Origin of the sequence: Lentzea sp. NBC_00516, from assembly GCF_036346835.1 — a bacterium.
Lineage (GTDB): Bacteria > Actinomycetota > Actinomycetes > Mycobacteriales > Pseudonocardiaceae > Lentzea > Lentzea sokolovensis.
The window spans coordinates 4,060,206-4,080,106 of the sequence record NZ_CP107840.1; the positions used below are offsets into that span (position 1 = coordinate 4,060,206).

The 19,901-nt window shown below is 70.5% G+C and carries 19 protein-coding genes and 2 pseudogenes; 6 read left to right on the forward strand and 15 right to left on the reverse strand.

Going from position 1 to position 19,901, the window contains the following annotated elements:
* Positions 1-128 precede the first annotated feature (128 nt).
* Positions 129-2,945 carry an aconitate hydratase gene (locus tag OG205_RS17925; protein ID WP_330277388.1) on the forward strand — a complete coding sequence of 939 codons (2,817 nt, stop codon included), beginning with the start codon at positions 129-131 and terminating at the stop codon, positions 2,943-2,945.
* A gap of 122 nt (positions 2,946-3,067) precedes the next feature.
* A complete protein-coding gene (locus tag OG205_RS17930) occupies positions 3,068-3,493 on the forward strand; it encodes a DUF1761 domain-containing protein (RefSeq protein ID WP_330277389.1) in 426 nt (141 codons plus the stop codon).
* Here OG205_RS17930 and OG205_RS17935 read toward each other — a convergent pair.
* The 12 genes from OG205_RS17935 to OG205_RS17990 form a co-directional block, all read right to left on the reverse strand.
* Complete coding sequence (locus tag OG205_RS17935) at positions 3,490-3,921, reverse strand: PH domain-containing protein (protein ID WP_330277390.1); 432 nt, start codon at positions 3,919-3,921, stop codon at positions 3,490-3,492. The genes OG205_RS17930 and OG205_RS17935 overlap by 4 nt on opposite strands.
* Positions 3,921-4,418 (reverse strand): 6,7-dimethyl-8-ribityllumazine synthase, encoded by a 498-nt coding sequence (gene ribH, locus OG205_RS17940; protein WP_330277391.1) that lies wholly within the window; start codon positions 4,416-4,418, stop codon positions 3,921-3,923. Before ribH ends, OG205_RS17935 begins: the two co-directional genes overlap by 1 nt.
* The gene (locus OG205_RS17945; protein WP_330277392.1) at positions 4,415-5,677 is read right to left on the reverse strand and encodes a bifunctional 3,4-dihydroxy-2-butanone-4-phosphate synthase/GTP cyclohydrolase II; all 1,263 of its coding nucleotides are present in this window, start codon (positions 5,675-5,677) and stop codon (positions 4,415-4,417) included. Before OG205_RS17945 ends, ribH begins: the two co-directional genes overlap by 4 nt.
* Entirely contained in the window at positions 5,674-6,294 is a 621-nt protein-coding gene (locus OG205_RS17950) for a riboflavin synthase (RefSeq protein WP_330277393.1), read from the reverse strand. Before OG205_RS17950 ends, OG205_RS17945 begins: the two co-directional genes overlap by 4 nt.
* Positions 6,295-6,302: 8 nt before the next feature.
* Positions 6,303-7,286 (reverse strand): bifunctional diaminohydroxyphosphoribosylaminopyrimidine deaminase/5-amino-6-(5-phosphoribosylamino)uracil reductase RibD, encoded by a 984-nt coding sequence (gene ribD / locus OG205_RS17955; protein ID WP_330278179.1) that lies wholly within the window; start codon positions 7,284-7,286, stop codon positions 6,303-6,305.
* Positions 7,287-7,300: 14 nt separating this feature from the next.
* Positions 7,301-7,966: a ribulose-phosphate 3-epimerase gene (rpe, locus tag OG205_RS17960; RefSeq protein WP_330277394.1), complete on the reverse strand. Its 666-nt coding sequence runs from the start codon at positions 7,964-7,966 to the stop codon at positions 7,301-7,303.
* A 26-nt stretch (positions 7,967-7,992) separates the two neighbouring features.
* Complete coding sequence (locus OG205_RS17965) at positions 7,993-8,490, reverse strand: flavoprotein (RefSeq protein WP_330277395.1); 498 nt, start codon at positions 8,488-8,490, stop codon at positions 7,993-7,995.
* Positions 8,487-8,963, reverse strand: a complete 477-nt coding sequence (locus tag OG205_RS17970; RefSeq protein WP_330277396.1) for an AAA family ATPase — start codon at positions 8,961-8,963, stop codon at positions 8,487-8,489. The genes OG205_RS17965 and OG205_RS17970 overlap by 4 nt, the downstream gene beginning before the upstream one ends.
* A 118-nt stretch (positions 8,964-9,081) precedes the next feature.
* Positions 9,082-10,533 (reverse strand): RsmB/NOP family class I SAM-dependent RNA methyltransferase, encoded by a 1,452-nt coding sequence (locus OG205_RS17975; protein WP_330277397.1) that lies wholly within the window; start codon positions 10,531-10,533, stop codon positions 9,082-9,084.
* A 109-nt stretch (positions 10,534-10,642) separates the two neighbouring features.
* Entirely contained in the window at positions 10,643-11,566 is a 924-nt protein-coding gene (gene fmt, locus OG205_RS17980; RefSeq protein WP_330277398.1) for a methionyl-tRNA formyltransferase, read from the reverse strand.
* A gap of 2 nt (positions 11,567-11,568) precedes the next feature.
* On the reverse strand, positions 11,569-12,117 hold the full coding sequence (gene def / locus OG205_RS17985; protein WP_330277399.1) for a peptide deformylase: 549 nt from the start codon (positions 12,115-12,117) through the stop codon (positions 11,569-11,571).
* A gap of 46 nt (positions 12,118-12,163) precedes the next feature.
* The gene (locus OG205_RS17990; protein ID WP_330277400.1) at positions 12,164-12,313 is read right to left on the reverse strand and encodes a hypothetical protein; all 150 of its coding nucleotides are present in this window, start codon (positions 12,311-12,313) and stop codon (positions 12,164-12,166) included.
* A gap of 129 nt (positions 12,314-12,442) precedes the next feature.
* On the opposite strand from OG205_RS17990, the gene OG205_RS17995 reads away from it, so the two are divergent.
* From OG205_RS17995 to OG205_RS18005, 3 genes are read left to right on the forward strand one after another with little or no spacing between them, the layout of a single operon-like run.
* Positions 12,443-13,036: an RNA polymerase sigma factor gene (locus OG205_RS17995; RefSeq protein ID WP_442916824.1), complete on the forward strand. Its 594-nt coding sequence runs from the start codon at positions 12,443-12,445 to the stop codon at positions 13,034-13,036.
* Positions 13,036-14,253: a hypothetical protein gene (locus tag OG205_RS18000; RefSeq protein ID WP_330277402.1), complete on the forward strand. Its 1,218-nt coding sequence runs from the start codon at positions 13,036-13,038 to the stop codon at positions 14,251-14,253. Before OG205_RS17995 ends, OG205_RS18000 begins: the two co-directional genes overlap by 1 nt.
* Positions 14,254-14,263: 10 nt before the next feature.
* Positions 14,264-14,782: a DinB family protein gene (locus OG205_RS18005; RefSeq protein ID WP_330277403.1), complete on the forward strand. Its 519-nt coding sequence runs from the start codon at positions 14,264-14,266 to the stop codon at positions 14,780-14,782.
* 97 nt (positions 14,783-14,879) lie between these two features.
* Here the strand turns inward: OG205_RS18005 and ggt are convergent, their stop codons facing one another.
* Positions 14,880-16,649, reverse strand: coding sequence for a gamma-glutamyltransferase (gene ggt / locus OG205_RS18010; protein WP_330277404.1), 1,770 nt, complete (start codon positions 16,647-16,649; stop codon positions 14,880-14,882).
* A gap of 65 nt (positions 16,650-16,714) precedes the next feature.
* Between ggt and OG205_RS18015 the strand changes: the two genes are divergently transcribed.
* Positions 16,715-17,182, forward strand: a complete 468-nt coding sequence (locus OG205_RS18015; protein WP_330277405.1) for a hypothetical protein — start codon at positions 16,715-16,717, stop codon at positions 17,180-17,182.
* Between the two features lie 4 nt (positions 17,183-17,186).
* Here the strand turns inward: OG205_RS18015 and OG205_RS46805 are convergent.
* Positions 17,187-18,797: pseudogene (locus OG205_RS46805) on the reverse strand (primosome assembly protein PriA); the annotation flags it as partial.
* 777 nt (positions 18,798-19,574) lie between these two features.
* Positions 19,575-19,877, reverse strand: a pseudogene (locus tag OG205_RS46810) (primosome assembly protein PriA); the annotation flags it as partial.
* Positions 19,878-19,901 lie beyond the last annotated feature (24 nt).

The following is a 19,901-nucleotide window of genomic DNA, read 5'->3' on the forward strand; positions in this document are numbered from 1 at the left end:
ACCTGGGTTGAACCGGCTTACAGGACAAGCGTACTGTTTGGGGTCGAGGGGCAGGGGTCAACCAGGTGAGGAAGACTCTCCCCCATCCCGAACTGACCACCGCGCTGTCACCAGTTATGGAGTTGCACGTGACTGCACCAGCTAGCAAGGACAGCTTCGGCGCCCGCGGCACGCTCAACGTCGGCGACGCCTCGTACGAGGTGTTCCGGCTGAGCGCCGTGGAGGGCGCCGAGCGTCTGCCGTTCAGCTTGAAGATCCTGCTGGAGAACCTGCTGCGGACCGAGGACGGCGCGAACATCACCGCCGACCACGTGCGCGCTCTCGCCAACTGGGACCCGGCCGCCGAGCCGAGCACCGAGATCCAGTTCACGCCGGCCCGCGTCGTGATGCAGGACTTCACCGGTGTGCCCTGTGTCGTCGACCTCGCCACCATGCGCGAGGCCGTCACCCAGCTCGGCGGCGACGCCGAGAAGGTGAACCCGCTCGCGCCCGCCGAGCTCGTGATCGACCACTCGGTCATCGCCGACATCTTCGGCCGCCCGGACGCGTTCGAGCTGAACGTCGACCTGGAGTACGAGCGCAACCGCGAGCGCTACCAGTTCCTGCGCTGGGGCCAGACGGCGTTCGACGAGTTCAAGGTCGTCCCGCCCGGCACCGGCATCGTGCACCAGGTCAACATCGAGCACCTCGCGCGCGTCGTGATGGTGCGCAACGGCCAGGCGTACCCGGACACCCTCGTCGGCACCGACTCGCACACCACGATGGTCAACGGCATCGGCGTGCTGGGCTGGGGCGTCGGCGGCATCGAGGCCGAGGCCGCGATGCTCGGCCAGCCGGTCTCCATGCTGATCCCGCGCGTCGTGGGCTTCAAGCTGTCCGGCGAGCTGCCCCCCGGCGCCACCGCCACCGACCTCGTGCTCACGATCACCGAGATGCTGCGCAAGCAGGGCGTCGTCGGCAAGTTCGTCGAGTTCTACGGCGAGGGCGTCAGCGCGGTGCCGCTGGCGAACCGCGCCACGATCGGCAACATGTCGCCGGAGTTCGGCTCCACGGTCGGCATCTTCCCGATCGACGGCGAGACCATCGACTACCTGCGCCTGACCGGCCGCACCGAGGAGCAGATCGCGCTCGTCGAGGCCTACGCCAAGGAACAGGGCCTCTGGCACGACGCGTCCCGTGAGCCGGTGTTCTCCGAGACGCTGGAGCTGGACCTGGCGACGGTCGTGCCGTCCATCGCCGGCCCGAAGCGCCCGCAGGACCGCATCGAGCTGACCAACGCCAAGGAGTCGTTCCGCCAGGCTCTGGGCGCCTACGTCGCGCACACCGACTCCCCGGAGCTGTCCGGTGTGGACGAGGCCGTCGACGAGTCGTTCCCCGCGAGCGACCCGGCCGCCATCCACGAGGGCGGCAACGGCTCCGGCGCGCCGAAGGTGTTCCAGTCCGCCGCCGAGGGCGCCACCGGCCGCGTGTCGAAGCCGGTCAAGGTCACCCTCGACGGTGCCGAGTTCGAGCTGGACCACGGCGCCGTGGCGATCGCCGCGATCACGTCGTGCACCAACACCTCGAACCCGTCCGTGATGCTCGGCGCGGCCCTTCTCGCGAAGAAGGCCGTCGAGCGCGGTCTCGAGCGCAAGCCGTGGGTCAAGACGACCCTGGCTCCGGGCTCGAAGGTCGTCATGGACTACTACGAGCGCGCCGGCCTCATGCCGTACCTGGAGAAGCTCGGCTTCCACCTGGTCGGCTACGGCTGCACCACCTGCATCGGCAACTCGGGCCCGCTGCAGGACGAGATCTCGGCGGGTGTGCAGGAAGGCGACCTCGCGGTCGTCTCGGTGCTGTCCGGCAACCGCAACTTCGAGGGCCGGATCAACCCGGACATCAAGATGAACTACCTCGCGTCGCCGCCGCTGGTCGTGGCGTACGCGCTGGCCGGTTCGATGGACAAGGACATCACCACCGAGCCGCTCGCGTACGACCCCGAGGGCAAGCCGGTGTACCTGTCGGAGATCTGGCCGACCCCGGCCGAGATCGCCGAGGTCATCTCGACCTCGATCTCCGCGGAGGGCTTCACCAAGGGCTACAAGAACGTGTTCTCCGGTGACGAGCGCTGGCAGTCGCTGCCCACGCCGACCGGCAACACGTTCGAGTGGGACAGCGAGTCCACCTACGTGCGCAAGCCCCCGTACTTCGAGGGCATGGAGATGGAGCCGAAGCCGGTCACCGACATCTCGGGTGCCCGCGTGCTGGCGCTGCTGGGCGACTCGGTCACCACGGACCACATCTCCCCCGCCGGTTCGATCAAGGCCGACTCGCCCGCGGGCAAGTACCTGACCGAGCACGGCGTGGAGCGCAAGGACTTCAACTCCTACGGCTCCCGCCGCGGCAACCACGAGGTGATGATCCGCGGCACGTTCGCGAACATCCGCCTGCGCAACCTGCTGCTCGACGACGTCCAGGGCGGCTTCACCCGCGACTTCCTGGCCGACGGCGCGCCGCAGACCACCATCTACGACGCGTCCGTGTCGTACGCGGAGGCCGGCGTTCCGCTGGTCGTGCTGGCGGGCAAGGAGTACGGCTCCGGCTCGTCGCGCGACTGGGCGGCCAAGGGCACCTCGCTGCTCGGCGTCCGCGCCGTCATCGCCGAGTCCTACGAGCGCATCCACCGCTCGAACCTCATCGGCATGGGCGTGCTGCCGCTGCAGTACCCGGCGGACGACACCGCGTCGTCACTGGGCCTCGACGGCACCGAGACGTTCGACTTCACCGGCGTCACGGAGCTGAACAACGGCACCACGCCGTCGACGGTGCACGTCGTCGCCACGAAGACCGACGGCTCGAAGGTCGAGTTCGACGCGGTCGTCCGCATCGACACGCCCGGTGAGGCCGACTACTACCGCAACGGCGGCATCATGCAGTACGTGCTGCGCAAGATGGTCCGCAGCTAGTCAACGCTGACGAAAGGGCCGCTCACCGCAGGGTGAGCGGCCCTTTCGTCGTCAATGCACTCGTAACGGTCAACGTCCACCCCGCGATGCCAAGTCACCCTGATCACCGCGGGAGACCCCTCATGAGCTTGACCGTGCTCGGCGACCTCAACTGGTTGGCCGTCATCGTGGCCTCGATCGCCTACTTCGCGCTGGGCATGGTCTGGTACGCGGAGTACGCCTTCGGCAAGGCCTGGCAACGGGCGGCGGGATGGGACCTCAGCCCGCCGGAGAACACCAGCGCGGCCGTCTACGCCATCCCGCTGTTCACCTGCTTCGTCATCACGCTCGCGACCGCGATGATCGGCCACGCCTCGAAGACCGACAACATCATGGAAGGCATCCTGCTCGGGCTCGTCGTGGGCGTCGGCATCGCGTTGCCGGTCCGGTTCGTGACGGGCGCCTACGACATGACGAAGCCCGCCCCGATCACCTTCGCGGCCATCGGAGCGGGCTATCACGTCGTCGGACTCACGCTCGCGGGCGCGATCCTCGGTTTCTGGGTCTAGACGCGCGCCGCCTTGTGCAACTCGCGCAACGCGCGCACGGACGAAACGGCGTAATCGCGGTCCACGGCCTGCACGGCCATCACCGAGATGTACTCGTCGTCGGGCAGTTCCAGCCGGGCCCACGCGGCGCCGTCCGGGAAGCTGACCGACAGCACGTCGTTCCAGTCGTAGTGGTGGGACGTCACGACGTTGCGCACGTCGACACCCTCGGCGTCGGCGGTGACGCGGGGACGGGTCAGCAGCAGCACACCGCCCGCCAGCAGGAAGCCCAGCACGATCATGGCGACCTGGTCGGACGTCCGGAAGATCACGCCGGTCGGGGTGTCACCCAGCAACAGTCCCACGATCGTGAACACGACGACGAGACCGACCGCGCACGCCCACGCGACGCGGCGGATCTTCTTGGGACGCAACACGATGGACGTCATCACTCGAAACCCCGCTCGGTCCAGGGCTGACGCAGGCCGCGCAGCACCAGTGCCGTGTCGATCGCGGCGACGGTCGCCTCGTACCCCTTGTCCTCCACCGAGTCCGGCAGGCCGGCGCGGGCCAGTGCCTGCTCCTCGGTGTTGGTCGTCAGCACGCCGTTGCCGACCGGCGTCGACTCGTCCAGCGCGACGCGCGTGAGCCCGTCCGTCACCGAGTCGCACACGTACTCGAAGTGCGGGGTGCCACCGCGGATGACCACGCCGAGCGCGACCACGGCGTCGTGGTGACGCGCGAGTTCTTGCACCACAACGGGAAGCTCGATCGCTCCCGCCACGCGCACCACGGTCGTGTCGACGCAACCGGCGTCCTCGGCGGCCTTGAGGGCGCGCTCGACGAGCTGGTCGGTGATCTTGGTGTGCCAGCGCGTCGCCGCGATCGCGACGCTCAGGCCCTTGCCGTCGAGCCTGGCCTGATCCGGACGGCCCTCGCCGCTCATTCCTGGTCCTCCGTAGCGGAAACAACGGTCTCGTACTGCTCGAGCTGGTGCAGTTCGTGGCCCATCCGGTCGCGCTTGGTGCGCAGGTACCGGAGGTTCTCCGGGTTCGGGGAGATCGGCAGCGGCACCCGGTCGAGCACCCGCAGACCGTATCCGGCCTCCAGGCCGACGCGCTTGGCCGGGTTGTTCGTCAGCAGCCGCATGGACTTGATGCCGAGGTCCACGAGGATCTGCGCGCCGGTGCCGTAGTCGCGCGCGTCGGCGGGCAGGCCCTGCACCAGGTTCGCGTCCACGGTGTCCGCGCCCTGGTCCTGCAGCTGGTAGGCCTGCAGCTTGTGCATCAGGCCGATGCCACGGCCCTCGTGACCGCGCATGTACAGCACGACGCCACGGCCCTGTGCCGCAACGGCTTCCAGCGCGGCGTCGAGCTGCGGGCCGCAGTCGCACCGCAGCGAGCCGAAGACGTCGCCGGTGAGGCACTCGGAGTGCACGCGCACCAGCACGTCCTCGCCGTCGCCGATCTCGCCGTACACGAGCGCGACGTGCTCGATGCCGTCGAGCAGACTGTCGTAACCGAACGCGGTGAACACACCGTGCGCGGTCGGGATGCGGGCCTCGGCGGCGCGGGCGACCTGGGTCTCGACCCGGCGGCGGTACGCGATGAGGTCGGCGATCGTGATGATCGCGAGGTCGTGGTCGGCCGCGAAGACCTCCAGCTCGTCGCGGCGGGCCATGTCGCCCTCGTCCTTCTGCGACACGATCTCGCAGAGCACACCCGCGGGCGACAACCCGGCCATCCGCGCCAGGTCGACGGCCGCCTCGGTGTGTCCGGGACGGCGCAGCACACCGCCCGACTTGGCGCGCAACGGCACGACGTGGCCAGGCCGGTTGAAGTCGGTGGACTTCGAGGTCGGATCGGCGAGCAACCGGATCGTGCGGGCGCGGTCGGCGGCCGAGATGCCGGTGCTGACACCCTCACGCGCGTCGACCGTGACCGTGTACGCGGTGCCGCGCGCGTCCTGGTTCGTGTGGAACATCGGCGGCAGGTCGAGGCGCTCGCAGTCGTCCTCGGTCAGCGGCACGCAGATGTACCCGGACGTGTAGCGGACCATGAACGCGATCAGTTCTGGCGTCGCCTTCTCGGCGGCGAAGATCAGGTCGCCCTCGTTCTCGCGGTCCTCGTCGTCGACCACGACCACGGGCCGTCCGGCGGCGATGTCCTTGATCGCGCGCTCGATCTCGGCGAAGTCGGTGCTCACTGGGCCTCCTCGCCCGCGATGGCCCGCAGGTGCGGGATCGCCAGTCGTTCAACGTACTTCGCCAGCACGTCGACCTCCAGGTTCACCACGTCGCCGGGCGTGCGGCGCCCGAGCGTGGTGAGTTCAAGGGTCGTCGGGATCAGGCTCACGGTGAACTGGTCCTCGGAGACGGTCACGACCGTCAGCGAGACTCCGTCGACCGTGATGGAGCCTTTCTCCACGACGTAACGGGCCAAGGTCGGCGGGAGTCCGATGTGGACGATCTCCCAGTGCTCGGCCTTCTCCCGCGCGAGAATCGTGCCGGTGCCGTCGACGTGGCCCTGCACGATGTGGCCGCCGAGGCGCTGGCCGACCGCGGCCGCGCGCTCCAGGTTGACCCGGTCGCCCTCGGCGACCTTCGCGAGGCTGCTGCGCAGAAGGGTCTCGCGCATCACGTCGGCGGTGAAGGAGTCGTTGCCGACCTCAACGACGGTGAGGCAGACGCCGTTCACCGCGATGGAGTCGCCGTGCTTCGCGTCGCTGGTCACGATCGGCCCGGCGATGCGGATCCGTGCCGCGTCCGGCAGGTCCTCCGTCGCTACGACGTGGCCGAGTTCCTCGACGATCCCGGTGAACACCGCTCCTCCTAATTTTCCGGAACCGCGCTGATCCGCACGTCCGGCCCGCTCATGGTGACGTCTTGCACGGTCAACCGGACAGCGTCCGTGATGGTTGACACGCCCGCTCCCAGCACCGCCGCGGGACCGTCCCCGAGCAGCACCGGCGCGATGTAGGCGAGCACGCGGTCGATCCTGCCCGCGCGCCAGAACGCGCCGGCCAGCGTCGGTCCGCCTTCCAGCAGCACGTCGACCACCCCCTGCCCGGCGAGTGCGGTCAGCACGTCGTCCGGGTGGTGCGTGCGCAGGTGCAGCGCGGTGTGCTGGAGCTTCGCTCCGACCGGCAGGTCGCTCATGCCCACGACCACCGGCAACGGCTGGCGGGGCAACGGCATTCCATCGATGTCCCTGGCCGTCAGCGCGGGGTCGTCCTTCCGGACCGTACCGGTGCCGACGATGATCGCGTCGAGCTTCGCTCGCATCTCGTGGACCTCCTTGCGGGAGGTCTCCGAGCTGATCCACTGGCTGGTGCCGTCACTCGCCGCGATCCGGCCGTCGAGCGAGGCCGCGTATTTCCACGTGACGTGCGGACGGCCCGTGCGCGCGTAGTGCAGCCACGCCCTGAGGGGGCCGCGGCTGACCTCGGTCGCGAGGAGCCCGCTCTCGACGGTGATCCCGGCTTCCTTCAGCCGGTTCGCGCCGCCCGCCGCCCTCGGGTTCGGGTCGCTGACCGCGTGGATGACGTGCTTGATGCCGGCTTCGATGAGCGCGTCGACGCACGGCGGCGTGCGGCCGTGGTGCGAACACGGTTCGAGGGTGACCACGGCGGTGCCGCCCTGGGCCTTCGATCCGGCTGCCTTGAGCGCCATGACCTCGGCGTGCGGGCCGCCGACGGGTTGCGTGCCGCCGAACCCCGCCGCGTTGCCGTTCTCGTCGAGGATGACGCAGCCGACCGGCGGGTTGGGGCTGGTGATGCCCCGCACCCGCTCGCTCTCCGCGATGGCGAGCGCCATCGCGTCTTCGGGTGTCACGTGGTCCTGATGTTCTGGGCGCGGGCCGCCGTGGCACGCAGTGCCTCGACTGCCTTGCCGGGGTCGGCGGCGTCGTACACGGCGGATCCCGCGACGAAGCAGTCCACGCCGGCCTCCGCGGCCTGTTCGATCGTGTCGGCGTTGATGCCACCGTCGATCTCCACGATCAGCTTGAGGTGACCGGTGTCGACGAGGTGACGGGCCTGGCGCACCTTGTCCAGCACGTCCGCCATGAAGCTCTGGCCGCCGAAGCCCGGCTCGACCGACATCACCAGCAGCGTGTCGTAGTGCTTCAGCACGTCGACGTACGGCTCCAGCGGCGTGCCGGGCTTGATGCTCAGACCCGCCTTGCTGCCCGCGGCCTTCAGGTTCCTGGCCAGCGCGATGGGGTCGGCGGCCGCCTCGACGTGCACGGTCACGTTGTGCGCGCCCGCTTCCGCGTAGCCGATGGCCCAGCGGTCGGGGTCGTCGATCATCAGGTGGCAGTCGATCGGGATGTCGGTCACCTTGAGCAGCGACTTCACCACCGGCAGGCCGAGCGTCAGGTTCGGCACGAAGTGGTTGTCCATGACGTCGACGTGGATCCAGTCCGAGGTGGGCACCGCGGCGAGCTCGTCGGCGAGGCGCGCGAAGTCGGCGGACAGGATGCTGGGGGCGATCATCGGCGTGTGGACCACAAGGGTGAAGTCTAGGTGTCCAGCAGGTCGAGCAGCCTGCCGGGAGGCTCGTCGGTGACCACTACGACACCCGCATTGGTGAGCGTCGTGACGTGCGTCTCCCACATCGGGTGACGGCGCTTGTCCGCGTTGGCCTGGGGCTGGACGACGACCTTGCAGTTCTCCACGCCGATGGCCTCGTTCAGCGCGGTGAGCGCCTGGTTGTCGCCGATGCCCAGGGCCAGCTTGGCCACCGAGTTCGCGCTGGCGGGGGCGAAGATGAACGCGTCAGGCGTGGGGTAGGGCTTGGGCTGGCTCGGCATCCTCGGCTCCCAGCGGATCGGGAGGTCGGTGAGCGCCTGCAGCTCGTCCAGTTCCCCCGATTCCTGGAACCACGGGACGACGGCCGGGGTGAACGTGATGGCCAGCCGCCACCCCCGTCGCGCGGCGGGCTCGGCGAGCTCCGTGCGGAACCAGCCTTCGACCCCGCCGCAGCCCGACGCGACCAGTCCGAGCAGCCCACGTGTCATGTGGACGATCTTAGGTCGGGTGCTCCCGCCAGTGCGGCGAGCTGGTCGAGCACGGCGTTCAGCGGCTGTCTGGTGTCGATCTCGACGGTGGCCGACTCGCGCAGCAGCGGCTCGATCTCGCGCGTGTCCGCGATGATCCGGTTCCGCTCTTCTGCCGTCTTGCCGAACGGGTTGCCCGTTCGGCTCGCGACGCGTTCCAGGACGGTGTCGATCGGCGCGCTCAGCAGGACGATCTCGGCGAACCTGGCGTAGAACGCCGTCTGGTTCGCCACCGTGCCCGCGATGAACAGCGGCTCACCGGACCGTTCGTGTTCCGCGATCAGCTCGTCGATCCGGTCCTCGCGCCACAGCGGCTCTCCGGTGCGGTCGATCCAGTCGCCGTGGTCGGTGTCGACCGTGCGATATCCGTTGTGCGCCAACAGGGTGAGCGCGGTCGACTTGCCCGTGCCGGACATGCCGGTCACCAGGACCACTGCCACACCGTACCCCCGCTCGTCACCCGGACAGGTGAACTCCGGACCCGTTGTGCGGTCTGCGGGCGACGAGGTCCGAGAACTGTCGGACCCCGTCGCTAGCGTCCTTCACGAGCGCTCAAACAGGGCGTCGCAGCACCGCGCAGAACATCGCGTCGGTGCCGTGCAGATGGGGCCACAGCTGAACGTGCGGTCCTTCCCCGAGGTCCGGAACTCCCGGGAAGAGCTCCCGCGTGTCCAGCACCTCGACACCGGTCCGCCGCGCGACGTCCGTCACCACCCCTACGGTCTCGGAGAGATGAGGTGAGCACACGACATAAGCCACGACGCCGCCTGGCCGCACCAGTCGCAACGCCTCGGTGAGCAGCTCTCGCTGCAGCTTCGTGAGCGTGCCGACGTCGGTGGGCTGGCGCCTCCACCGCGCCTCCGGGCGCCTGCGCAGCGCGCCGAGACCGGTGCAGGGCGCATCGACCAGCACGCGGTCGAACGCTCCTTCGACGAAGCCGGTCTCCAGGCCGTCGGCCACCTCCACGGTGACCGGCAGGCCTGAGGTGAGCTTGCGCACGAGCTCGGCGCGGTGGGGTGCCTTCTCGACGGCGATCAGTTCGCCGCCCTCGATGCCGACCAGCGCGGCCAGCAGGGCGGCCTTACCGCCGGGGCCCGCGCAGAGGTCCAGCCAGCGGTCGTCGGTACCCCCGTTGTCACCGCCCTGGAGCGACGCGCGCGTCAGGGCCAAGGCACACAGCTGGCTGCCCTCGTCCTGGACGTGGGCGAGGCGTTCCCGGACGGGCTCGAGATCGCCCGGGTCGCCCGCGCCTGACTCCAGGTGCACGCCGTAGGGCGAGTACGGCGCCACGTCGCCGCCGGTGATGGCGGCGAGCTCGTCGGCGCTCACCTCGCCGGGACGTGCCACCAGGTGCACGGCCGGGCGTGCGTCGTCGGCCGCGAGAGCCAGCTTCAGCGCTTCCTCGCGGCTGCCGAGGGCCTCCGCGAACGCCTGCGCGATCCAGCGCGGGTGGGCGTGGGTGAAAGCCAGGTTGCCGATCGGGTCGGTGTCCGGGTCGGGTGCGAGCTCGTCGACCCACGCGGCCTCGTCCTGCTCGGCCACCCGGCGCAGGACGGCGTTGACGAAGCCCGCGACGCCGGACCCGAGCTCGGCCCGCACGAGGTCGACGGTCGAGGCGACCGCGGCGTGGGACGGAATCCGGGTGCGCAGCAGCTGGTACGTGCCCAGCCGCAACGCGTCGAGCGCCGAGCCGTCCACTTCGGACAGTGGACGGTCCGAGCACGCCTCGATGACGGCGTCGAGCAGGCCCTGGGCCCGGGACGCGCCGTAGGTGAGTTCGGTGGCGAGCGCGGCATCACGGCCGGTGATGCGGCGGTCGCGCAGCATCTGCGGCAGCACCAGGTTCGCGTACGCGTCACGCTGCCGCACGGCGCGCAGGGTCTCCAGCGCGGCGAGGCGTGCCGGGTCCTCCACGGGTGGCCGGGCGGGTCCGGTGCGCCGCTTCGGCGGGTGGGGCCTGCTCGGGCGGGAAGGCTTGGAAGCGCCTCGCGGGTGGCCGGTCATGCGTTGTACTCCACTGTCTCTGGCTCCCCTGCGGCGCCGCGGATCACGCGCGCCACGTTCCTGTCCTGCCGCTCACAGGCGACGCCTGCCGAGCTCGTCCTGGAGCGCGTCATGCGATGCGCTCCCCTGATTCGATCCGCACGCCGCGCGCCCAGTCGGTGGCGGCCATGCGCTTCTTGCCCTGCGCCTGGACCTCACCGAGGGCCACGGCGGTGGTGGCGGTGCCCACGAGCACGCGTTTGCGCTCGACGAGCACCTCGCCGGCCGGGAGCGTCACGTCGGCGACCGGCGTGACGGGGCCCAGCTTGAGTCGTTCTCCCCGGAACTCGGCCCACGCGCCGGGCTCCGGTGTCACGGCGCGCGCCAGGCGGTCGACGGCCGTGGCGGGCGTGGTGAAGTCGAGGCGCGCGTCCTCGACGGAGATCTTCGCGGCGTAGGTCACGCCGTCGTCGGGCTGGTCGACGGCACGCAGGGTGCCGTCCTCGATGCCGTCCACAGTGGACAGCAGCAGGTCGGCTCCCGAGAGGGACAACCGGGTCAGCAGGTCGCCGGAGGTGTCGCGGTCGCGCACCTTCTCGGTCACCACGCCGAACACCGGGCCCGCGTCGAGTTCCTTCACGATGCGGAACGTCGAGGCGCCCGTGATGTCGTCGCCGTTGCGCACGGAGGCCTGCACCGGCGCGGCGCCGCGCCACGCGGGCAGCACGGAGAAGTGGAGGTTGACCCAGCCGAACTTCGGGACGTCGAGCGTCCGTTGGGGAAGGAGGTTGCCGTAGGCGACGACCGGGCAGAGGTCGGGTTCCAGCGCGCGCAGGCGATCCAGGAACTCGGGTTCCCCCGCCTTGGCCGGCGTGAGGACCTCGATGCCGTGCTCGTCGGCGAGCGCGCCGACCGGGGAGCGCTCGAGCCTGCGGCCTCGGCCGGAGGGGGCGTCGGGGCGGGTGACCACGGCGATGACGTCGTGGCGGGAGTCGATGAGGGCGCGCAGCGAGGGTAGTGCGACCTCGGGCGTACCGGCGAACACGAGTCGCATGGTCAGCTGGACCTGCCGAAGAGTGGGTGCGGGCTCTGCTTCAAGGTGGGGACCGTACCGTCGAACCACTCGGACTGCCGGATTTCCCGCATGGCCAGCTTGCGGGTGTCGGCGTCGAGGCGGTCGAGGAACAGCACTCCGTCGAGGTGGTCCGACTCGTGCTGGATGCAGCGGGCCAGCGTCTCGGTGCCTTCGACCTCGACGGGCTCTCCGTGCATGTTCCAGCCCTTGGCCACCACGTGCAGGTGGCGCTTGCAGTCCCACGACATGCCGGGGATGGACAGGCAGCCCTCGGAGCCGTCCTGCATCTCCTCGCCGACCACGTCCCAGGTGGGATTGATGAGGTGACCCGCGAAACCGTCGCAGTGGTACGTGAACACGCGCAGTCCAACACCGAGCTGAGGCGCGGCGAGTCCTGCTCCGCCGGCGTCCTGCATCGTGTCCCACAGGTCCTTGACCAGGGTGCGCAGTTCCTTGTCGAAGTCGGTGACCTCGGTGGCCGCGGTGCGCAGCACTGGGTCGCCGAACAGGCGGATGGGTTGGACGGTCACGCAATGCTCCTCGTGTGGACTGGAGGTCAGTCTACGAGGAGCGCGGTCAGTGCTCGGACGCGCTGCCGAGGAAGATCACGCCCAGCAGCGCCACGACGAAGTGGCCGGTGAAGCGCAGCGCCGTCAGCACGGGCCGCAGCAGCGCGTGGAAGTCGATGTGGGCCGTCTGGGTGCCGGTAACAGTGGTCGTCGTCATGCGGTCAACTGTGCCGTTCGCGCAGGTCAGCTCACATCGGCTCGGAGTATCGAGGCTGTGTCAGCCCGAGGTAGGAAGATCGGGTGCAACACTCGGCCGGAAGGTGGACACCAACAGGTCATGAGGCTGATGCGACCGATCTGGGAGGGGGCGGCCGGCGTGCGCGACGACGCCCCGTCGGACGCCGAACTGTGGACACGCGGCGACGAGCACGCGTTCAGCGAGCTCTACGACCGCTACGCCGAGGCGGTGTGGAACCACGCGTACCGCCTGACGGCGTCGTGGTCGACGGCGGAGGACCTGACGTCGGCGACGTTCATGACCGCGTGGCGCCGCCGCGCAGAGATGACGCTCGTGCGGGACAGCGCGCTGCCGTGGCTGTTCACCGTCGCGGGCTTCCTGGCGCGTTCGGAGTTCCGCCGCAAAGCGCGGTTCACCCGGCTGCTGCACCGCGTGCCGCGCAACGAGGTGCAGCGCGACCACGCCGACGACGTGGTGGCATCGCTCGACCACGAGGCCCGCCTGCGCCAGGTGCTGGAGGCGGTCGAACGCCTCCCCCGCGCCGAACGTGAGGCCGTGGAACTCGTGCTGTTCGGCGAACTGTCCGTCGCGCACGCCGCCGAGGCCCTCGGGGTCGCCGAGGGAAGCGTCCGCTCCCGAATCTCCCGCGCTCGTGCCCGTCTGCGCAAGCAACTCTCCTACGACACCCTGGAGGTGGAGTGATGGCCTTCGACCTGCCGCCCCGCCGCGAACTCCCCGCCGACGTCAAGGAGCGCATGCGCCCGGACTTCGCCGAACCGGCCGCCGTCCGCACGCGCCGCAGCCGCGCACCTCTCGCGGTCGCCGCGGGGGTGACGCTCCTCATCGCGGGCGGTGTGGCCGTCACGCAGTCGTCCAGCCACCAGGTCGGCCCTGGCCACGTGCGCGTCGTCACCCCCTCCGATCAGGACCTGGCACGCTGCCGCACCGCGCTGGAAGACCAGAACTGGCAGTCCACCGAGATGGCCGTCTTCGGCCTGCGCAAGGTCCTGCACGGCACGGACGACCGCTTCTGCGAGCTCACCCGTTCCAGGGCCATGGTCGCGGAGCAGCGCTTCAAGCCCGTCGCGTTGCAGGAGGGTTCGATCACCTACCGCTCGAACAAGATCATCGCCGGCGTGCCCCCGAAGGGCACGACCACCGCGAGGAGAGACCGGGTCGACACTCCCCCGTGGGTGGAGCCCGCCTTGGACCCTGAAGCCTTCAACGACAGCGTGGTCACGCCGAGCTTCTTCATCATCGAGATCTGGGGCGTGCTCGATTCGACGCCAACGCTGTTCTTCGACGATCGGCCCGAGAAGACGCCGCCGGTCAGCGCGCACTCCGCGACCATCAAGGAGAGCTTCGAGAGCGGCGACCCCGACAGGAAGTCACTGGTGAACATCCTCGCCAAGTGCACGGACAAAGCGTGGGAAGAGACCGGGGTGCATGCCGAACGACTGGAGAAATGGGAACCCGTCATCGCTACGGGACTCGAGGAGTGGAATGGTGCGCTTCTCGCTCGCCGCGGCGACGCCGAGTTCGGGTACTGCTCCTTCTACAGCACAACCGCGACCAAGCCCTTCTCGATCATCGACGATGTGCAGGAAGAACCCGACGAGCCGTACCTGATCGCACAGGCACCGACCGATGTGATCAACCACGGGGCTGCGATTCTGTCCGTCGGGCAGTACACCGTCATCGGGCGCCTTGGCCGCTGCACCGGATCCGTCGAAGTGTCGGACCGCGACGGTCCTGCCGTCACCGCCGAGCTGGCGGACGGTTTCTTCCTGGCGAACGTCCCCCTCAAGGACGGGCGCGAAGACCTCAAGAAGCCTGACGATCCGCTCGATCCCGGCCGCCTGCACGTGGTCGTCCGTGACGAGAACAACGAAGTCGCCTACGACGGCGAGCTCAAGTGATCATGGAGCCATGACCTGGACCGCACCTGAAGTCGACATCACCGACGAACCACTCCTCGGAGCGGAACGCCCGATGCTGGAGGCGTGGCTCGACCGCCATCGAGCCACGTTCCTGGGCAACTGCGCGGGACTCACCGGCGAGCAACTGGCCGAGGCCTCCGCGCCGCCGTCGAACATGAGCCTGCTGGGCCTGATTCGCCACCTCGCGGACGTGGAGCGCGTGTGGTTCCGGGTCCGTCTGGCGGGCCAGGACGTGAAGGCCCGGCACAGCGTGCCGGGCGACTGGGACGGCGCCTTCGAGGGCCTCGATCCGGACCGCGCCGAGGCCGAGTACGCGGAGCTCGTGGCTGAGATGGCCGAGTGCCGCGCGGCGGCGGCCACGCGGGACCTCGACGACATCTTCTTGCACGAACGGGTGGGCGAGATCTCGGTGCGCTGGCTCTACATCCACCTGATCGAGGAGTACGCGCAGCACAACGGCCACGCCGACCTGCTCCGCGAACGCATCGACGGACGCACCAACAAGTAGCCGGCCGCGCGCTCACTGCGCGAACCGGCAGCGCCGCCCACGCCGAAGGGACGGGCCGTCACGCGACCCGTCCCTTCGGCGTACTGGTGCTGCGGGGTCAGCCCACCTTCACCACACGGGCCGCGCCGCCTCCGCGGCGCGTCGGCTCGGCGACCGCGCGCCAGCGGCCGTCCTTGGCCCGTTCGACGGCCGTGGCGGCGCCGATCTCGGCGTTCTGGCTGAACCTGTGCCCGATGGCCTGCAGGCCCGCGGTGGTCGAGGCGGCGAGGAACGCGGCCTCCGCCGGGGTGGTGGCGGCGTTGCGCTGGGAGGCGCGGGGGGCCGCGACGGCGTCGAGCAGGGACATCTTGCGGTCCAGGCGAGCGGTCAGGATCTGGGCGACCGTGGTGATGATGGTGGCGCCGCCCGGTGAGCCGACGGCGAGCACGACCTTGCCGTGGTCGAGGACGATTGTCGGGGCCATCGACGAGCGCGGGCGCTTGCCGGGGCCGGGGAGGTTCGGGTGCGGGACGCCGGCGGTCGGGGCGACGAACTCGAAGTCGGTGAGCTCGTTGTTGAGCAGGAAGCCGCGGTTCGGCACGACGATGCCGCTGCCGCCCTCCGCCTCGATGGTGAGGGTGTAGGCGACGACGTTGCCCCAGCGGTCGGCCGTCGTGAGGTGCGTGGTGCGTTCGGCGTCCTCGCGCAGGGCAGAGATTCCGGCGGTGGCCTGGCAGGCCTGGGGGTTGCGCGGGTCCGCGGCGGGCTGCGGGGCGGGCAGCACGGCGTCGGGCTTGATCAGGCACGCGCGGCTGTCGGCGAACTTCTGCGAGAGCAGGCCCTCGGTCGGCACGCGGGAGAAGGCGGGGTCGCCCACCCAGCGCAGGCGGTCGGCGAAGGAGAGCTTGGTCGACTCGATGAAGCGGTGCAGGTACTCGACGTCGGAGACCTTCGACAGGTCGGTCGACTCGAGGATGTTGAGCGCCTCACCGACGGTCGTGCCGCCGGACGACGGCGCCGCCATGCCGTAGACGTCGAGGCCGCGGTAGCTGGTGCGCGTCGGGTCGCGGCGTTCGACCTGGTAGCGAACCAGGTCGGAGAGCTGCATGTCGCCGGCGCGGACGTTGCGGGTCGAGCCGGGCACGACCGGCGGCTTCTGCACGGCCTTCACGAGATCGCGGCCGACCGCGCCGCCGTACAGCGACGCCAGTTCGGTGCGGGCGAGCTCGCGGTAGGTGTCGGCGAGCTGCGGGTTGCGGAACGTGCTGCCGACCGCGGGCGCCTGGCCGCCGGGCAGGTAGAGGTCTCGGGTCGAGGTGAAGTCGGCGAAGCGGGCGGCGTTGTTCGTGATCTGCGAGTTGAACGTCTGGTCGACGGTGAAACCACGCCGTGCCAACGCTTCCGCGGGCGCCATGGCCTCACGCAGGTTCAGCGTGCCCCACTTGCGCAGCGCCTGCTGCCACGTCTTGGGCGTGCCGGGGACGCCGACGGACTTGCCGCTGGTCATCGCCTCGGCGAACGGCAGGGGCTGGCCGTTCTCCACGAAGAGCTGGTCGGTCGCGGACCGCGGCGCGGTCTCCCGGCCGTCCAAAGTGGACACGCGGCCGGTGCGGGCGTCGTAGTGGACGAAGAACCCGCCGCCACCGATGCCCGCGCTGAACGGGTCGGTCACGCCGAGCGCGGCGGCGGTGGCGACGGCGGCGTCGACGGCGTTGCCACCGCGGCGGAGCACGTCGATGCCGATCTGGGACGCGTCGGGGTCGACGCTCGAAACGGCGCCTCCCCAGCCCACCTGCTCGGGCACGCGTGGCGATGACTCCGCCGCTCCTGCCGGGGCAGGAGCGACCAGTACGACGGAGAGCGTCAGTGCGGCAACCGTTCGCAACATGCGGAAACTTCTACTCCGTTGTGACCGGATGGCAACACCCCTTGAGGAAGGCCTAAGGTGCGGGCGTGTCGATCGATCTTGATCAGTTGCGAACCGATTTCACGAACACCCCGCTCGACGAGGCCGACCGCGAGGACGCGCTGCACCTCCTGCTGCGCGAACGCCGCGATGAGGACGCCGGCCTGCTGCGCCACCTGCTGGCCGAGGAGACCGCCGCGCACCAGGAGGGCTGGGGCGTGCGCGAGGCGTTGGTGCTCGCCGCCCTGCTGCTCGCCGAATGCGGCCGCGAAGAGGACGTCTGGGCCCTGTGGGAGGCCAAGAACGCCTCCTTCGACACGATGGCGGGCCTCGACGGCTTCCTGCTGTTCCCCGCGGGCATCGCGGGCACGACGGCGCACGTGATCGCGGGTGAGGAGCACCCCGAACGCGGTGACCTCATGACCTACATGAGCGAGTACCTCGAGTACGAGAAGCTGACCGACGAGGACATCCGCGAGCACATCGCCGGCCTGCGCTCCCACTTCGCGAACTGAGCGCCTACAGGACCTCCAGCGGGTCGAGCTTGATGCGCACCAGTTCCTGTTCCTTGCGCGCCGTCCGCACGGCCTGCGCGTCAGCCAGCACGGCGGCCAGCTGACGGCCTTCGGCGCGCGATACCCGCACCAGTGCTCGTTCCTTGGTCTCGTCGTCGCCCAGCGGCACCGGGCCGAGGATCTCGCCGGTGGGCGGCAACCGGAGTTCGTCGAGCATGGCGTTCACCGCGTCCGGGGTTCCGTCGACGGTCGCCATCCGGACCGCCGGCGGGAAGCCCAGCTCGGTCCGCGCGGCGAGTTCGGTGGCGGCGTGCCACACCGGGTCCCACCGCACCAGGGCCTGCACCGGAGTCAGTGACGAGTCCGCGATCACGACCACTCGCCCGTTGCCGGGCCGCACCAGGCCCGCGGCCGTCATCCACCGCCGGAGCGCCTCCTCGGCGGCGCGGAGGTCGGCCCTGCCCAGCAACGCCCACCCGTCGAGCAGCAGCACGGCACCGTAGCCGCCCTCGGCCACGGGTTCGGCGCCCGGCGTCGCGACGACCAGGGACGGCTTGCCCGGCACCTTGGTCAGCACCTCGTCCGCGCCGCTGGTCCGCACCTGGATCCCGGGAAACGCCCGCCCGAGCTCCTCCGCCGTGCGCCTGGCCCCGATGATCTGCCCGCGAAGCTTGCGCGACCCGCACGTGGGGCACCGGAACGCCGCCTCCGTCGCCGCGCACCACCGGCAGTAGGCGGGCTTCGGCAGCCCGTCCTCGGTCCCGCCGGGCAACGCCAGCGGCCCCGCGCACCGGCGGCACCGGGCAGGCCCGCGGCACTGACCGCAGGCGAGCGACGGCACGTAACCACGGCGCGGCACCTGGATCAGCACCGGCGAGTCGGTGAGGGCGAACCGGGCCGCGTCGAACGCGATGGACGGCAGCCGAGCCGTGCGGGCGGCAGGGTCCTTGACGTCCTGCCACTCGTTGTCACCCACGGACACCACACGCGGCGCGACGGACCTCAACGTCTCGCGCGACGCCACGATCTCGTGCGCCCAGCCTGTCTCGACCAGCAACTGCGCCTCGGCGGTGCGAGCGAACCCGCCGATGAGCAGCGCGGCCCCCGTCATGTGCGCGCGCTGCACCAGCACGTCACGCACGTTCGGATACGGCGACCGCTGCTCGACGTGCAGATCGTCACCGTCGTCCCACACGACGAGCAGGCCGGGATCCTTGACCGGCGCGAACGCCGTGGCCCGCGTGCCGACCACGACCCGCGCCACACCCCGGCGCACGGCCAGCCAGCGCTTGTAGCGCTCCGACGGCCCGAGGTCGGCCGACAGCGTCACCACGCCTTCGATCAGCTCAGCACACGCCTCCGCGACACGGGCGAGGTCGCGGTGGTCGGGAACGACGATGGCCACCCCACGCCCGGACGACGCGACAGCGGCGGCCGCCTCCGCCAGCCGCGCGGGCCAGTCCTCGGCGGGCAGCGCCTGCCACACGGCGTGCGCGGGCCGGCCCTCGTGCAGGGCCTCCAGGTACTTGGCGCCGCGGGGATAGCGCGCCCAGGCGTCGGCGGGGACGGGCGGTAGCTGCGAACGCGCGGCCACCGCCTCGGACTGCGGAGCGGCTTCGGCCGACGAGGCTGCTCCGGGCTGCGAGGCCGCTGCGGTCGGCGGGACCCCTGCCTGCGGAGCAGCTCCAGTCTGCGGGGCAGCTTCGGTCGGCGGGGCATCTTCGGTCGGCGGGGCATCTTCGGTCGGCGGGGCAGCTTCGGTCGGCGGGACCGCTTCGGGATGCGCGGCGGGTTCGGGATGCGGTACGGCGGCCCGCGAGCCCCCCGCAGCCTGCGGAACCCCGGGCTGAAGGGCAGCTTCGGAACGAGGGGCGGCCCCGACCGGAGAGTCGGCCTCAGGGTGCACGGCGGCTTCGGTCTGCGAGGCTGCTGCGGGACGCGGCTCTTCGGGCTGCGGGCCCGCTCCGGTCTGCCGGGCCTCGGTCGGTGGGGCAGCCTCGGCCCGCAAGACAGCCTCGGTGTGGGTAACGGCTCCGGTCGAAGGGCCGCCTTCGGGATGCGAGGCGCCTTCGGGATGCGAGGCGGCTTCGGGATGCGAGGCGGCTTCGGCAGGTGAATCCGCTGCGGCCTGCGGAACCCCGGGCTGTGCGGCCACCACGGCTTGCGGCACGGCTTCGGCATGTGAGTCCGCTGCGGTCTGCGAGGCCACCACGGCCTGTGGCGCGGCTCCGGTCTGTGCCGCGTCGGCCGGCTGCTGCCCCACCCATGCGGGAAGCTGGGGCAACGGCGGCGGCTCCACTGACGCGGCAGCCTCGGCTCGGGCGTGCCGGGGCGGGATGGCCAGGCGCAGCACGTCGATCATGCCGCCCGCGTACCTGTCGGCGATGGCGCGGGCCAGGGTGGCGATCTCGGGCGCCAGCACCGGTTCGGGTGACACGACCTTCTCGATGAAGGCCAGTTTCTTGCCGTACTCCGAGGTTTCGGCGCGCTCCAGCAGGTAGCCGTCGACGAGCTGGCCCGCGAACCTCACCCGCACGCGGCAGCCCGCGACGGCGGATTCGTCCAGTTCGGACGGAACCGAGTAGTCGAAGGGGCGGTCCAGGTGGGCCAGGGGCACGTCCACCACGATCCGGGCGACCGGCAGCGACTCCGCGGGGACCCGCTCCCCTTTTCTCGCTCCGGTCTTCGCGTTCATGCCTCCTGGTGTATCAGACACCCC

Excerpts from the sequence above, each read along its gene's own strand:
- OG205_RS18000 (WP_330277402.1), top strand. The coding sequence starts at position 13,036 with ATGGCCTTCGACCTGCCGCCCCGCCGCGAACTCCCCGCCGACGTCAAG.
- fmt (WP_330277398.1), bottom strand. The coding sequence starts at position 11,566 with ATGCGACTCGTGTTCGCCGGTACGCCCGAGGTCGCACTACCCTCGCTG.
- ribH (WP_330277391.1), bottom strand. The coding sequence starts at position 4,418 with ATGAGCGGCGAGGGCCGTCCGGATCAGGCCAGGCTCGACGGCAAGGGC.
- ribD (WP_330278179.1), bottom strand. The coding sequence starts at position 7,286 with ATGGCGCTCGCCATCGCGGAGAGCGAGCGGGTGCGGGGCATCACCAGC.
- rpe (WP_330277394.1), bottom strand. The coding sequence starts at position 7,966 with ATGATCGCCCCCAGCATCCTGTCCGCCGACTTCGCGCGCCTCGCCGAC.
- OG205_RS17930 (WP_330277389.1), top strand. The coding sequence starts at position 3,068 with ATGAGCTTGACCGTGCTCGGCGACCTCAACTGGTTGGCCGTCATCGTG.
- OG205_RS17935 (WP_330277390.1), bottom strand. The coding sequence starts at position 3,921 with ATGACGTCCATCGTGTTGCGTCCCAAGAAGATCCGCCGCGTCGCGTGG.
- OG205_RS17990 (WP_330277400.1), bottom strand. The coding sequence starts at position 12,313 with ATGACGACGACCACTGTTACCGGCACCCAGACGGCCCACATCGACTTC.
- ggt (WP_330277404.1), bottom strand. The coding sequence starts at position 16,649 with ATGTTGCGAACGGTTGCCGCACTGACGCTCTCCGTCGTACTGGTCGCT.
- OG205_RS17965 (WP_330277395.1), bottom strand. The coding sequence starts at position 8,490 with ATGACACGTGGGCTGCTCGGACTGGTCGCGTCGGGCTGCGGCGGGGTC.
- OG205_RS18005 (WP_330277403.1), top strand. The coding sequence starts at position 14,264 with ATGACCTGGACCGCACCTGAAGTCGACATCACCGACGAACCACTCCTC.
- OG205_RS17995 (WP_442916824.1), top strand. The coding sequence starts at position 12,443 with ATGCGACCGATCTGGGAGGGGGCGGCCGGCGTGCGCGACGACGCCCCG.
- OG205_RS17975 (WP_330277397.1), bottom strand. The coding sequence starts at position 10,533 with ATGACCGGCCACCCGCGAGGCGCTTCCAAGCCTTCCCGCCCGAGCAGG.